Here is a 14,242-nt window from a genome sequence, read left to right on the forward strand (position 1 = left end):
CCGCGTGCGCGGCTCTGCGCGTACGCAGCTCTAAGGGTGCCATGCCGGGTGGCCCCGGCCCGCATCGGCATGGGGGCTGTGACCCGGCCCACGTGCGGGGCGCCGGTCAGGCGGGTACGCGGGGGCGGGCGAGGCCCTCGACGGTGCGGCGGGCCGTCGGTCCGACGAGCACCGCCCACTCCCCCGGGTACGCGGCGAGCCAGCCGGTGACCCGCGCGGCGAAGCCCGGGACGTGGCGGCCGAGGTCGACGAGGCCCCGGTCGAAACGGGCCGCTCCCTCGGGGGTGCGGACCAGGAGGAGGGCGGTGCGGTGGACGAGGTCGCGCAGGTCCTCGCCGGTGTGGCGGCCCGCCGCGCGCAGCAGGGCGTCGAGGACGGCCGGGTCGCGCTCGTCCGCCAGGACGGACTCCACCAGGTCGCGGCGGAGCGCGCGGACGGCGGCGGGCCGGGAGGTGGGGGCGGCCAGGACCCCGGCCAGAGCGGCGCGCAGCGGCTCCGTGCCGGTGGCGAGGAGGGCAGTGACGAGCGGGCCGAGGGCCGGGGCGGGCGGGGCCGCGTCGAGGCGCCGGTCGAGGTGGGCGGCGAGGTCCCCGCAGGCGTGCGGGCGGCGCGCGAGCAGTTCCATGAGGACGTCGGCGACCCGCTGGACCAGGGCGGAGGGGACGTCGACGGTGAGGACCGCGTCCGTGAGGGCGCGCAGCAGGGGGCCCGCGCCGGTGCCGGGGCGGGCCAGCCGGGCGCGGAAGGCGTCGAGGACGGGCTCGGGGTGGGTGGGCAGGGCGGTGAGCAGCGCGCCGGGCGGCAGCGGGGCGCCCGCCGCGAACCGCTCGACCGCCTGCGGGAGATGGCGGGCCCGGGTGTGCGGGTCGCGGACCAGCAGGGCGAGGGCCTGGGTGTGCAGGGCGCGGTCGGCGGGCCCGTCGGCGCGGCGGTCGAGGACGGCGAGGGCCGCGAAGCGCAGCAGCTCGGCGTCGGCGCCGGTACGGATGTGGGGCGCGGCGCGCAGGGCGTACGTCATCGCGGCGGCGCGGCGGGCGGGCCGGTCGTCGCGGGCCCAGCGGTCGACGGCCCGGCAGAGCGCGGAGGGCTCCTCCTCGGCGAGGACGACGAGGAGTTCGTCGGCGCGCGGGTGCGCCCGGTCCGCCAGCGCCTCGGCGAGGTCGTCGGGGGCGCGGTGGCGGTGGGTGTGCAGGAGCGCCTGCGCGGCGGTCGCGACGGTGGCGTGCGGTGCGCCGGGCAGCGGCCGCTCGTCGTCGAACCACCGCATCAGCTCCGGCTGTACGGCGACGGGGTGGGCGGCGAGCAGCCGGGCCACGGTGTCGAGGTGCCGGTGGGGGGCGGGCGGCCGGGCGGGGTCGGAGGCCGCGCCCTCGGCGTCCGTGTCCGGCTCCGCCGTCTCCCGCGCCGGGGCGGCCGTGTCCGGGTCGGGGCCCGGGTCGGCGAGGACGAGACGGCGGAGCAGGTCGAGGTGGGCGGCGGGCGGGAGCGGCAGGGCGGCCCAGAAGGCGGGGGTGAACTCGGTGAGCCGGCCGGGGCGGTCGCGGCGGGCGGCGATGAGGTCGGCGAGCGGGCCGAGGACCGCGGTGTACGGGGTGGCGTCGGGGACACGGGGCAGGGTCTCGGCGAGCAGCCGGGCGGCCCACCACGAGTCGGTGTCGACCTCCAGGGCGTACGTCAACTCGGCGAGGCGGGCCGCGAGTTGGCCGGGGCCGTGCTGGCGGGCGAGGTGCAGCAGGGCGTGCGCGACGGGGCCGACGCGGTGGTGCGGGACGGGCATGGGGTGGCCGCCGTCGGGGAGGCGGCGGCGGTGGACCAGGGCGCGCAGGGCCGCGTCGACGTCGAGGTGGAGGCCCTGGATCCAGTCGGCGAGTTCCTCGTGGGCGAAGCGGTAGCCGCCGCCCGCAGGGACGAGGAGTCCCTCGGTGAGGACGGCGGACGCCCAGCCGGTGCCGCCGCCGAGGGCGAGCGGGGCGGGCCCCCAGGGGAACACCGCCTCGAAGGCGGCCCGGTCGAGTTCGCCCTGGCCGGGGCCGAGGCTGCGCCGGGCGGCCTCGTGGACCTGCCCGGCGACCTTGGCCGCGAGGCGTCGTACGGCGGTGCCGCGTACGCCGTTCTCGGCGGCCAGCCGGACCGCGACGCGCAGGCACATCAGGTCGAGGTGGGCGGCGAGGACGGCGTCCCGGTCGAGCGGGCCGCCGGGGTCGGCGTCGGGCAGCGCGGCGCGGACCTCGGCGAGGAGGCGGACGGTGAGGGGGTGTCCGGCGTCGGCGGGGGTGAGCGCGGTGTCGGGGACGCCGTGGCGGGCGCGGGCCTCGCGGGCTTCGTCCGGGGTGAGGTCGCCGAGCGGGACGCGGGGCGGCAGGCCCCGCTCGCCGTGGCCGTACAGGAGGGCGGCGGGGAAGCGCGGGCCCGCCTGCTCCCAGTACTCGGGGCGGCAGGCGACGACCAGCCGCGCACCGGTCTCCGCCAGCCAGAGCGCCGTGCCGTCGGTCCAGGCGGCGAGGGCGTGGGCGAGCAGCGGCGGCATCTCCTCGGGGCCGTCGAGGAGCAGCAGCAGCGGGCGTCCGGCGGCGTGGGCGAGGCGGGCGAGCCGGTCGGGGTCGGGGGCCTCGGCGGCGGCGCCGGGGCGGGAGGCGGCGACGATCCGGGCGGCGCGGGCGAGCGCGCGCCGGGCCGCGTCGGCGACCGAGCCGTCCCCGGCGCGCAGGTCGGCGCCGCGCAGCCACAGCGTGGGCGCGGGCGCGGCGCCCTGGGCGCGGCGGGCGGCGAGCGCGGCGAGTTCCGTCGTACGGCCGCTGCCGGGGGCGCCGACGAGGCCGAGGACGGCGGTGGGGCTCGCGGTGAACGCGGCGAACGCGCGGGCGGGGGCGGCTCGTTCGACGGCCGGGGCGCAGTGGCCGAGGGGCGGGCCGTCGGAGCCGGTCGAGGTGGCGGTGAGTTCGAGGACGCCCGCGAGGTTGAGGTCGACGCCGTAGGCGGGGACCGTGGCCGCGTTGCGGGCGAGCAGCTCGGCGAGCGGGCCCGCGGGCGGGGCGGGGCGCAGGGGGACGGCGAAGCCGGTGTCGTGGTGGTCGGAGCGCAGCGCGGTGCCGAGGAGGGCGAGGACGGCGCCGGTCGCCGAGTCGAGGACGGGTCCGCCCGCGGCGCCGCCGCCGAGGCGCAGGGCGTCCCGGCCGTCGGTGCCGATCGCCAGCTCCAGGCAGCGGCCGAGGGCGTGGAAGCGGTCGGCGGCCGTGTAGGTGACGGGGGTCTCGGCCAGGACGCGGGCGGCGCGCCAGCGTCCGGCGGCGAGCTGGACGTAGGTTCCGGCGGGCACACGGTCGCGGGCGGTGACGGGCAGGGGGTCGGCGTCCAGGCCCTGGGTGCGGACGAGGGCGAGGTCCCGTTCCGGCAGCGGGGTGACGGCGTGCGCGGTGACGACGAGTCCGGGGCCGTCGGCCACGCTCAGCACCAGGTGGGACAGTCCCGCGACCGCTTCGTGACTGGTGAGGACGGTGCCGTGGTGGTCGGCGACGAACCCGGTGCCGCGCGGACGCCCGGCGAGGTCCCGGATACGGACCAGGGCACGGTCGGGGACGGGGGGTGCGGCGGGTGCGGGGGGCGGGGCGGAGGCGGCGGACGCGTGGAGACCGTCGGCGACGGAGGACGGGTGAGGGCCGTCGGGACCGGCGGGCGCGTAGGGATCATCGGGGACAGCGGACGCGTACGGGCCGCCGCCAGCCTCGGCGGACGCGTAGGGACCATCGGGGACAGCGGACGCATACGGGCCGTCAGCCTCGGCGGACGCGTAGGGACCATCGGGAGCGACAGATGCGTACGGGCCCTCAGCCGCGAAGGCCGCGTCGGTGTGATGATCGGCCCGGCCGGTGGGGCCGGTGGAGTGGTCGGGTCCCGGTGCGGCTCCGGTGTCCGGTGTCCGCTCCTCGTGTCCCGCCACCGCCGTACCTCCAGCCCGCCAGCCCTCGACAACGGGCCCGCGCACGGGCCCGCCCGCGCGCGGCGACCGCGCGCGTCTCCCGGACGACGGTAGGCGCGGGATGATCGGCGGGGCAGGCGGAGACCGGAACGCGCCCCCCTGCGCTCCCTCGGTTCACTCCGAGCGCCCGTCCGGACGGGTGAATCCGCGGGGTGCGGTGGACAGACCTGAGGGTGGGGGAACCGAGGGGGGAAACCCCGTGGGGCGGCGGCCGAGCACCACCCCGTGTCCGCCGCCCCACGGGCCCGTCCGTCACCAGGGACCGGAGCCGAATCTCCGCCCGACCGGGCCTAGCCGAACACGGCGAGGCTCTTGGCCTTGCCCTTCTGCTCCTCGACCAGGGCGAGCAGGACGCCCTCGGGGTCGAAGACGGCGACCGCCCCGACGCCCGCGTACGCCTCGGGCATCTCCAGCCGCACCCCGTTGAGGAGGAGGCGGGCCCGGCGGGCGTCGACGTCCCAGCGCGCGAAGGCGGCGCTCGCGGCCTCCGCGACCGGCATCACCGTCAGTTCCTCCTGGAGCTGGTCCAGGGTGCGGGCGGCGTCCAGCTTGTACGGGCCGACGCGGGTGCGGCGCAGCACCGTGAGGTGACCGCCGACGCCGAGGTCGGCGCCCAGGTCACGGGCGAGGGCGCGGATGTAGGTGCCGGACGAGCAGACCACCGAGACGATCAGGTCGAGCACGGGTGTGCCGTCCTCGGCGACGGCCTCACGGACGTCGTACACGGTGAACGAGGAGATGGTGACCGGGCGGGCCGGGATCTCGAAGTCCTCGCCGTCGCGGGCCCGCTTGTAGGAGCGGACGCCGTCGATCTTGATGGCGCTGACCTTCGACGGGACCTGCATGATCCGGCCGGTCAGCCGGGCGATCCCGGCGTCGACGGCGTCGCGGCCGACCCCGGAGGCGTCGGTGGAGGAGGTGATCTCGCCCTCGGCGTCGTCGGTCAGGGTGTTCTGGCCGAGGCGGATGGTGCCGAGGTACTCCTTCTCGGTGAGGGCGAGGTGCCCGAGGAGCTTGGTGGCGCGCTCCACGCCGAGGACGAGGACACCGGTGGCCATCGGGTCGAGGGTGCCGGCGTGGCCGACGCGGCGGGTGCGGGCGATGCCGCGCATCTTCGCCACGACGTCGTGCGACGTGAAGCCCGACGGCTTGTCGACGATGACAAGGCCGTCGGGCGTGGTGGTCTTGCGGTTCATCCGGCGGTGGCGTCCGTCCCGTCGGAGCCGTCGGCGTCGTCGGTGCCGTCGGCGTCGTCGGCCTTGCGGTACGGGTCGGCGCCCGCGGCGTACGGGGCGCCCGCGGACGCCTCGCGCACCTTCTCGTCGGACTGGCGCGCCCGGTCGAGGAGGTCCTCGATGGTGCGGGCGCTGTCCGGGAGGGCGTCGGCGACGAAGGTCAGGGTGGGGGTGAACTTCACCCCGGCGGCGCGGCCGACCTCGGAGCGCAGGATGCCCTTGGCGCTCTCCAGGCCCGCGGCCGCGGCGGCCCGCTCCTCGTCGTCGCCGTAGACCGTGTAGAAGACGGTCGCCTCCCGGAGGTCACCGGTGACCCGGGTGTCGGTGATGGTGACGTGGGAGCCGAGCCGCGGGTCCTTGATCCCACGCTGCAGCTTCTGGGCCACCACCTCTCGGATGAGGTCCGCCAGCCTCTTGGCGCGCGCGTTGTCGGCCACTGGTCCGTCTCCCGTTCTTCTCTGCTCGGGCTTCTGCTCGTGCGTTGTCGTGCTGATGCGTGCTGGGGGGGTCCGGCCCTCCGGCCGGTGGGTCCGGCCCGTACCGGCCCGGCCCCTGCCGGGCGTCGGGCGTCGGGTGCCCGCGTCGGTCGTCAGTCGTCTTCCCCGTGGATGCGGCGCCGCACCGACAGCAGCTCCACCTCGGGCCGCCCGGCGACCAGCCGCTCGCAGCGGTCCAGTACGTCGGTCAGGTGCTCGGCGTCCCCGGACACCACGGCGAGGCCGATCACGGCCCTGCGGTGGAGGTCCTGGTGGTCCACCTCCGCCGCGCTGACCGCGAACTTCCGCTGGAGTTCGGCGACGACGGGACGGACGACGGAGCGCTTCTCCTTCAGCGAGTGGACGTCGCCGAGGAGCAGGTCGAAGGAGAGGGTCCCCACGTACATGTGCAACCGGTTCACCCGCCGGTCCGGGATCGATGGCCCTGGTCTCCGCGTGGAGCAGGGGCATCAGGAACGGTACAACGATCGCGGCGGCGGCTCGACGGGGTTTCCCCGCCGGGCCGGCCGCCGGACGCCGCACCGGCCGACGGGGAGGCTTCCCCGCCGGCCGGTGCGCACCGTGGGTGTCACACCCGCGGCTTCTCCCGCATCTCATACGTCGCGATGACGTCGTCGACCTTGATGTCGTTGAAGTTGCCGAGGTTGATACCGCCCTCGAACCCTTCGCGGATCTCGGTGACGTCGTCCTTGAAGCGACGCAGTCCCTCGATGTTGAGGCTCTCCGCGATGACCTTGCCGTCGCGGATGAGGCGCGCCTTGGTGTTGCGCTTGACCTCGCCCGAGCGGATGAGGACACCGGCGATGTTGCCGAGCTTGGACGACTTGAAGACCTCGCGGATCTCCGCCGTGCCCAGCTCGAACTCCTCGTACTCCGGCTTCAGCATGCCCTTCAGGGCCGCCTCGATCTCCTCGATCGCCTGGTAGATGACCGAGTAGTACCGGACGTCGACGCCTTCGCGCTCGGCCATCTGCGCCGCGCGGCCGGCCGCGCGGACGTTGAAGCCGATGACGATGGCGTCCGAGCCCATCGCGAGGTCCACGTCGGACTCCGTGACCGCACCGACGCCGCGGTGCAGGACCCGGATGTCGACCTCTTCGCCGACGTCCAGCTGGAGCAGCGAGGACTCGAGGGCCTCGACCGAACCGGAGGCGTCACCCTTGATGATCAGGTTCAGCTGCTGGACCTCGCCGGCCTTCAGGGCGGCGTCCAGGTTCTCCAGGGAGAACCTGCGCGTCCGCTTGGCGAAGGCCGCGTTGCGCTCACGCGCCGCGCGCTTCTCGGCGATCTGACGCGCGGTGCGGTCCTCGTCGACGACGAGGAAGTTGTCACCGGCGCCGGGGACGTTGGTGAGACCCAGCACCTGGACCGGGGTGGACGGACCGGCCTCGGCGACGTTGTTGCCGTTGTCGTCGAGCATGGCGCGCACCCGGCCGTAGGCGTCGCCCACGACCATCGTGTCGCCGACCCGCAGGGTGCCTCGCTGGACGAGGACCGTGGAGACGGCACCGCGGCCGCGGTCGAGCCGGGACTCGATCGAGATGCCCTGCGCGTCCTGGTTCGGGTTGGCCCGCAGGTCGAGGGAGGCGTCGGCGGTGAGGACGACGGCCTCCAGCAGGGAGTCGATGTGCAGACCCTGCTTGGCGGAGATGTCGACGAACATGGTGTCGCCGCCGTACTCCTCGGCCACCAGGCCGTACTCGGTCAGCTGACCGCGCACCTTGGTCGGGTCGGCGCCCTCGACGTCGATCTTGTTGACCGCGACGACGATCGGGACGTCGGCCGCCTTGGCGTGGTTGAGCGCCTCGACCGTCTGCGGCATGACGCCGTCGTTGGCCGCGACGACCAGGATCGCGATGTCGGTCGACTTCGCACCACGCGCACGCATGGCGGTGAACGCCTCGTGACCCGGGGTGTCGATGAAGGTGATCTTGCGCTCTTCGTCGTTGACCTCGGTGGCGACCTGGTAGGCACCGATGTGCTGGGTGATGCCGCCGGCCTCGCCCGCGATGACGTTCGTCTTGCGGATGGCGTCGAGGAGGCGGGTCTTTCCGTGGTCGACGTGACCCATGACGGTGACGACCGGCGGACGGACCACGAGGTCGTCCTCGTCGCCCTCGTCCTCGCCGAACTCGATGTCGAAGGACTCGAGCAGCTCGCGGTCCTCCTCCTCCGGGCTGACGATCTGAACCTGGTAGTTCATCTCGCCCGCGAGGAGCTGGAGCGTCTCGTCGGAGACGGACTGCGTGGCCGTGACCATCTCGCCGAGGTTCATCATGACCGCGACGAGCGACGCCGGGTTGGCGTTGATCTTCTCCGCGAAGTCGGTGAGGGACGCACCGCGCGACAGGCGAATGGTCTCGCCGTTGCCGCGAGGCAGCATCACGCCGCCGACGGACGGGGCCTGCATGGCCTCGTACTCCTGGCGCCTCTGCCGCTTCGACTTGCGACCGCGACGCGCGGGACCGCCGGGACGGCCGAAGGCGCCCTGCGTGCCACCGCGGCCACCGGGACCGCCGGGACGGCCACCGAAGCCGGGACGACCGCCGCCGCCACCGGGACCACCGGGACGACCGGCGAAGCCGCCGCCGCCACCGGCACCACCGGGACCGCCCGGACGACCGGCGAAGCCGCCGCCGCCACCGGGACGGCCGGCGAAGCCGCCGCCACCGCCGGGACGACCGCCGCCGCCACCGGGACGACCGCCGCCGCCGGGACCGCGACCGCCGGGGCCGCCGCCGGGACGGGGGCCGGCAGCCGGACGCTGCGGCATCATGCCGGGGTTCGGGCGCGGGCCGCCGGGACGCGGGCCACCGGGGCCGCCCTGCGGACGGGGCATGCCCGCCGGGGACGGACGGTTGCCGCCGGGAGCCTGCGGACGGGGACCGCCGCCCTGGGCGCCGGGCGCCTGGGGACGGGGACCGCCGCCGGGGGCACCGGCACCGCCGGGACGCGGACCGCCGGGACCGCCCTGCGGGCGCGGGGCCTGCGGACGGGCCATACCGGCGTTGCCGCCGGAGGTGAAGGGGTTGTTGCCGGGACGCGGACCGGCCGGACGGGCACCGCCCGGACGGGGGGCGCCGGCGCCGGGACGCTGGCCCTGCGCGGCGGCCGGGCGCTGGCCCTGGCCACCCTGCTGACCCTGGCCGGGACGGCCGGCGGGACGGGGCGCGCCGGGGCGCGGACCCTGGCCCTGGGGCTGCTGACCGGCGGGCTTGGGCGCGGCCGGAGCGGCCGGCGGGGCCGTGAACTCCGGGGCGGCCGGGGCCGGACGCGGCGCGGGCCGCGGGCCCGGACGCGGGCCGGAGCCGGACGGACCGGCGGCGGCCGGCGCGGGGGCCGACGGCGCCGACGGGGCGGCCGGAGCCGCGGGTGCGGCGGGCTGGGCCGCCGCGGGCCTGGGGGCGGCCGGCCGCGGTGCGGCCGGGCCGGGACGGGCCGACTGCGCCGGGGAGGGCGCCGCGGGCCTGGGGGCTGCCTTGCGCGGGGCGGCGGGCTTGGCGGACTTGCCGCTGCCACCGCCCTGGAAGGCGTCCGTCAGCTTACGGACGACGGGCGCTTCGATGGTCGAAGACGCCGAACGGACGAATTCACCGAGTTCTTGGAGCTTGGCCATGACGACCTTGCTCTCCACGCCGAACTCCTTGGCGAGTTCGTATACCCGGACCTTAGCCACTTCGCTCCTTTTAGGTCCGGGTGCGTCCGGACCGTCGCTACTTCATGGGCGTACTCATCGCGTGCTCATCGAGTGCTCATCGCAATCTCGACCTACTTCCAACTCGCGGGGTACCTGGGCCGCACGGACGCTCCGCGCGACGCTTCTCACGGTGTTGCCTCATCGGCAACGGTCGCCTGCTCGACGTGGTGGCGCAACGCCTTTGTGTCGAGCGCTCCCGGGGCACGCAGCGCCCTCGTGAACGCCCGGCGGCGGACCGCCTGGTCGAGACAGACCAGGGCGGGATGCACGTACGCACCCCGGCCGGGCAGCGTACCGCTTGGATCGGGGACGCAGGCGTCCTCGATCGCCACGATGCGCAGCAGCTCCGTCTTGGCCGCTCGCTGCCTGCACCCCACACAGGTGCGTTCGGGGCATGCACGGGCGTGCGTCCGGCCAGACACAGTTAAGTCTACCTCCCCGCGGCGACCTCCCCCCTTCGGGTCCTGGGGTGATCGGTTGCCGCGCGTATAACTGACGTGATCTGAGCGTGCCGGGGTCCGGATCTGTTCCCCGGCCCGGCTCCGTGGCGGGTCGGGGCTACTGCCCGGTCGGCTCGGCCCGCTCGGGCTGCTCGGTGTCGGGGCGGATGTCGATGCGCCAGCCGGTGAGCCGGGCGGCGAGGCGGGCGTTCTGGCCCTCCTTGCCGATGGCCAGGGAGAGCTGGTAGTCGGGGACCGTCACCCGCGCGGAGCGGGTCTGGAAGTCGACGACCTCGACCTTGGACACCCGGGCGGGTGACAGCGCGTTCGCCACCATCTCGGCCGGGTCGTCCGACCAGTCGACGATGTCGATCTTCTCGCCGTTCAGTTCGCCCATCACGTTGCGGACCCGGCCGCCCATGGGGCCGATGCAGGCGCCCTTGGCGTTCAGGCCCGAACGGGTGGAGCGGACCGCGATCTTGGTGCGGTGACCGGCCTCGCGGGCGATGGCGGAGATCTCGACGGAACCGTCGGCGATCTCGGGCACCTCCAGCGCGAACAGCTTCTTCACCAGATTGGGGTGGGTGCGCGACAGGGTGACGGACGGGCCGCGCACGCCCTTCGCCACGCGGACGACGTACGACCGCAGGCGGGTGCCGTGCTGGTAGGTCTCGCCGGGGACCTGCTCCTGCACGGGCAGGATGGCCTCCAGCTTGCCGATGTCGACCAGCACGTTCTTCGGGTCGCGGCCCTGCTGGACGACACCGGTGACGATGTCGCCCTCACGGCCCGCGTACTCGCCGAGGGTGGCGTCGTCCTCGGCGTCGCGCAGCCGCTGGAGAATCACCTGTTTGGCGGTGGTGGCGGCGATCCGGCCGAAGTCGGAGGGGGTGTCGTCGAAGGCGCGCGGCTCCTGGCCCTCGTCGAGGTCCTCCGGGTCCTCCTTGGCCCAGACCGTCACATGGCCGGTCTCCCGGTTCAGCTCCACGCGCGCGTGGCGGCGGCTTCCCTCGGTGCGGTGGTACGCGATGAGGAGGGCCGACTCGATCGCCTCGACCAGCAGGTCGAAGGAGATCTCCTTCTCCCGCACCAGACCCCGCAGGGCACTCATGTCGATGTCCATGGCTACGCCTCCTCCTCTTCCGTGACGTCCTGGCTGTCCTGCACGTCGTGCATGTCCTGCTTGTCCTGCTTGTCCTGCTTGTCTTTACGGTTGAACTCGACCTGGACGCGGGCGCGGTCGACGTCGGCGAAGGCGATCCGGCGGGCGGTGGCCTTGCGGCCCTTCACGCCCGGCACCTCCAGGTCGACGCCGTCCTCGTCCACGGCGAGGATGCGGGCGACGAGTTCGCCGCCCTCGCGCAGCTGGAACCGGACCAGCCGGTCGGTGGCGCGCACGTAGTGGCGGTGTTCGGTGAGGGCGCGCTCGGCGCCCGGGGTGCCGACCTCGAGGGTGTACTCGCCGTCGCCCATCGCGTCCGTCTCGTCGAGCTTCGCCGAGAGCGCGCGGCTCACGTCGGCGATCTGGTCCAGGTCCGCACCGGTGTCGGAGTCGACGACCACGCTCAGCACGCGCTTGCGTCCTACGGAGTCCACGGCGATCTCTTCGAGATCGAGCCCCTGGGAGGTCACGAGCGGTTCCAGCAGCTCTCGCAGCCTCTCGCTCTGGGTGGTGCTCATCCGGGTGACTCCTCGGCCGCGTGTGCTGTTGTGGGATGGATCGCGTGTCTGCTCAAAGGGTATCCGGTCGCGGGGGGTGTTGCCGTCCACCCCGGGGCCCGCCGGACCACCCGGACGGCCCAGTGGACACCGGCCCGGTCCGGGCGGTGCCGATGCCCGGCGCGGGGGCGGCACGCGGGTACGGTGATCACGGGCCTGCCCGCCCATGACCGATGATGATCGCTTTCCTTTCGTACGAGTCCAACGAGGTCGTCTGCCGTGCCGTTCCCCTCGCTGCCGCGCACCCCCTCCGGGCCGCGTCGAAGAACCCTGCTCGCCTCGGCCGCCGGGGCCGCCCTGCTGGTGGGCTGCTCCGGCGGCGAGGACTCCGCCGAGGAGCGCCGCGCGCGGCCGACGGCCGCCGACCGGGTGCGGAAGGCCGCCGCGCGGGACAGCGCCGACCTGCTCACGCGCTACGACGCCGTCCTCGCCGCCCATCCGGCGCTGACGGCGCGGCTGACACCGCTGCGGGCGGAGGTCGTCCGGCACGTGTCCGCGTTCGGCGGGGCCCCGGCGCGGACGGTCACCCCCGCGCCGACCGCGGCCACGAGCACCCCGGGCGGGACGCCCTCCCCCTCGTCGTCCCCGTCCTCCTCCCCTTCGCCGGTCGTCCCGGTGGACGAGAAGGGGGCCCTCGGTTCCCTGGCCGGGGTCGAGCGGACGCTGTCCGACCGCCGGATCACGGCGCTGGCGGACGCGGACGTACCCGGTGAACTGGCCCGGCTGCTGGCCTCGGTGGCCGCCGCCGGGTCGGCCCACGCCTACCTGCTGACGGAGGGGAACGCCCGGTGAGCGAGCGGAAGCCGGCCGAGCTGACGGCACTTCAGGCGGCGCTGTCCGCCGAGCACGCGGCGGTGTACGGCTACGGCGTCGTCGGCGGCCGGGTGCGCGAGGGACGGCGTACGGAGGCGCGCGCGGCGTACGACGCGCACCGGGCGCGGCGGGACGCGCTGGCGCGCGAGGTCCGCGGGCGGGGCGCGGAGCCGATCGCGGCGAGCGCGGGGTACGCGCTGCCGTTCGCGGTGCCGGACTCCGCGGCGGCGGTGCGGCTCGCCGCCGAGCTGGAGGACCGGGTCGCCGGGGTCTACTCGGACCTCGTCCGGGCCACGGCGGGCGCCCGGCGCCGGGAGGCGGCGACCGCGCTGCGGGAGGCGGCGGTCCGGGCGGCGCGCTGGCGGAACGGGAGCGTAGCCTTCCCTGGGCTCGCCGAGCGGAGCGGGACCGGCACGGGTGCCGACACCGGCGCGGAGACGGGCGGGGCGGCCACCGGGGCGGGCCCGGAGGCGTCGAGGACGCAGGAACCGACGGGGTAGAGCGGCGGCAGGCGCAGCAGGCGGGCGGGCCGTGACCGGAGCGACTGGAAGGAACGACTCTCGCATGGCTTTCGAACCGCCGCGGCGGCTGGTCAGGGCGCTGGGCGAGACGGCGCCGGACGGTGACCGCTGGCTGGCGGAGCTGCCGGAGACGCTCGGACAGGCGGTCGCGGCCCGCGGGCTGACCGTGGAGCGGGTGCAGGTGCCGGGCGGGCGGAGCAGTCTCGTGGCCCTGGTGCGGTACGGCGACGGCGGCCCCGCCGTCCTGAAGCTGGCCCCGGCGCGGTTCCGGCCCGAGGCCGAGCGGGCGGCGCTGGCGCACTGGGGCGGTCTGGGTGCCGTCCAGTTGCTGGAGCCGACGGCCGCCGAGGCGGGGGTGCTGCTGCTGGAGCGGCTGCACCCGGACGTGTCGGTGCGGTCGCTGCCGGAGGCGAAGGCGCTGCTGGAGGCGGCGGGGACGCTGCGGCGGCTGTGGGTGGAGCCGCCCGCCGGGCACGGGTTCGAGACGGTGGCCGAGCGGACCGGGCGGCAGGCGGCGGCGATGCGGGCCGGGGCCGACGGGGAGGTGAGCGGGCTGGTGGAGGCGGCGCTCGCGGCGCGCGAGGAATTGCTGGTGGCTCCGCCGGAGGGGCGGTTGCTGCACGGGACGTTCCGGCAGAGCAAGGTGCTGGCCGGGGAGCGGATGCCGTGGCTGGCGGTGGGGCCCGATCCGGTGGTGGGTGAGTGCGCGTTCGATCTCGCGCGGTTGGTGCGGGACCGGGTCGAGGATCTCATCGCGTCCCCGTCGGGCGCGGTGATCACGCGGCGGCGGGTGAAGCGGCTCGCGGAGTCGCTGGAGGTCGACCAGGAGCGGTTGCGGGCGTGGACGTTGTTCCGCGCGGTGGAGTCCGGGCTACGGGCCCGCCGGGTCGGCCGCCGCCCGGACGCGGAGCTTCTGCTGGAGTTCGCGGGGTGGTTGTAGCGGGGGGTGCCTGTGACGCGGGGCGTCTGCGGGCCCTGTGCGCGGTTCCTCGCGCCCCTTCTCGGGTCGGCCTCCGCCAGGTGTGATCACGACGCGAGGCCGTCCCCCTTCTGTGCGCGGTTCCCCGCGCCCCTTCTCGGGTCGGCCTCCGCCAAGTGTCTTGCGACGCGAGGCCCTCCACGCACCGTGCGCGGTTCCCCGCGCCCCCTCTCGGGTCGGCTTCCGCCAAGTGTCTTGTGACGCGAGGCCCTGCACGCACCGTGCGCGGTTCCCCGCGCCCCTAGAGGGTGGCTGCTGAACCCCCTTCACCCCTAGGCGTTGTCTTCAAATGATCACGGTTGGTGGATCATGGTGTCGTGATACGTCGTCATGAACTGTCCGACATCGAGTGGGAGTTCGTCCGG

The 14,242-nt window shown here is 75.4% G+C and carries 11 protein-coding genes; 3 read left to right on the forward strand and 8 right to left on the reverse strand.

Annotated features, from left to right (window positions below; translation table 11 throughout):
• Positions 1-106 precede the first annotated feature (106 nt).
• The 8 genes from ACIQPQ_RS37320 to rimP form a co-directional block, all read right to left on the reverse strand.
• A complete protein-coding gene (locus ACIQPQ_RS37320) occupies positions 107-3,562 on the reverse strand; it encodes a trypsin-like peptidase domain-containing protein (protein ID WP_401313360.1) in 3,456 nt (1,151 codons plus the stop codon).
• Positions 3,563-4,266: 704 nt separating this feature from the next.
• Complete coding sequence (gene truB / locus ACIQPQ_RS37325) at positions 4,267-5,172, reverse strand: tRNA pseudouridine(55) synthase TruB (RefSeq protein WP_401313335.1); 906 nt, start codon at positions 5,170-5,172, stop codon at positions 4,267-4,269.
• Complete coding sequence (rbfA, locus tag ACIQPQ_RS37330; protein ID WP_401313338.1) at positions 5,169-5,648, reverse strand: 30S ribosome-binding factor RbfA; 480 nt, start codon at positions 5,646-5,648, stop codon at positions 5,169-5,171. Before rbfA ends, truB begins: the two co-directional genes overlap by 4 nt.
• A 152-nt stretch (positions 5,649-5,800) precedes the next feature.
• The gene (locus ACIQPQ_RS37335) at positions 5,801-6,094 is read right to left on the reverse strand and encodes a DUF503 domain-containing protein (protein ID WP_383782293.1); all 294 of its coding nucleotides are present in this window, start codon (positions 6,092-6,094) and stop codon (positions 5,801-5,803) included.
• Positions 6,095-6,276: 182 nt separating this feature from the next.
• Positions 6,277-9,384: a translation initiation factor IF-2 gene (gene infB, locus ACIQPQ_RS37340; protein ID WP_401313341.1), complete on the reverse strand. Its 3,108-nt coding sequence runs from the start codon at positions 9,382-9,384 to the stop codon at positions 6,277-6,279.
• Between the two features lie 146 nt (positions 9,385-9,530).
• A complete protein-coding gene (locus ACIQPQ_RS37345) occupies positions 9,531-9,827 on the reverse strand; it encodes a YlxR family protein (RefSeq protein ID WP_401313343.1) in 297 nt (98 codons plus the stop codon).
• A 136-nt stretch (positions 9,828-9,963) separates the two neighbouring features.
• Positions 9,964-10,968: a transcription termination factor NusA gene (nusA, locus tag ACIQPQ_RS37350; protein ID WP_401313346.1), complete on the reverse strand. Its 1,005-nt coding sequence runs from the start codon at positions 10,966-10,968 to the stop codon at positions 9,964-9,966.
• A 2-nt stretch (positions 10,969-10,970) separates the two neighbouring features.
• Positions 10,971-11,525 (reverse strand): ribosome maturation factor RimP, encoded by a 555-nt coding sequence (rimP, locus tag ACIQPQ_RS37355; protein ID WP_401313348.1) that lies wholly within the window; start codon positions 11,523-11,525, stop codon positions 10,971-10,973.
• 258 nt (positions 11,526-11,783) lie between these two features.
• Here rimP and ACIQPQ_RS37360 point away from each other — a divergent pair, with 258 nt between their 5' ends.
• The 3 genes from ACIQPQ_RS37360 (at position 11,784) to ACIQPQ_RS37370 (ending at position 13,838) form a co-directional block, all read left to right on the forward strand.
• Complete coding sequence (locus ACIQPQ_RS37360) at positions 11,784-12,356, forward strand: hypothetical protein (RefSeq protein WP_401313350.1); 573 nt, start codon at positions 11,784-11,786, stop codon at positions 12,354-12,356.
• Positions 12,353-12,877, forward strand: a complete 525-nt coding sequence (locus ACIQPQ_RS37365) for a ferritin-like domain-containing protein (protein WP_401313352.1) — start codon at positions 12,353-12,355, stop codon at positions 12,875-12,877. The genes ACIQPQ_RS37360 and ACIQPQ_RS37365 overlap by 4 nt, the downstream gene beginning before the upstream one ends.
• Positions 12,878-12,941: 64 nt before the next feature.
• Positions 12,942-13,838, forward strand: coding sequence for an aminoglycoside phosphotransferase family protein (locus tag ACIQPQ_RS37370; RefSeq protein WP_401313355.1), 897 nt, complete (start codon positions 12,942-12,944; stop codon positions 13,836-13,838).
• Positions 13,839-14,242: the final 404 nt, after the last annotated feature.

It is taken from the genome of Streptomyces sp. NPDC091281 (genome assembly GCF_044757425.1).
Taxonomy (GTDB): Bacteria; Actinomycetota; Actinomycetes; order Streptomycetales; family Streptomycetaceae; genus Streptomyces.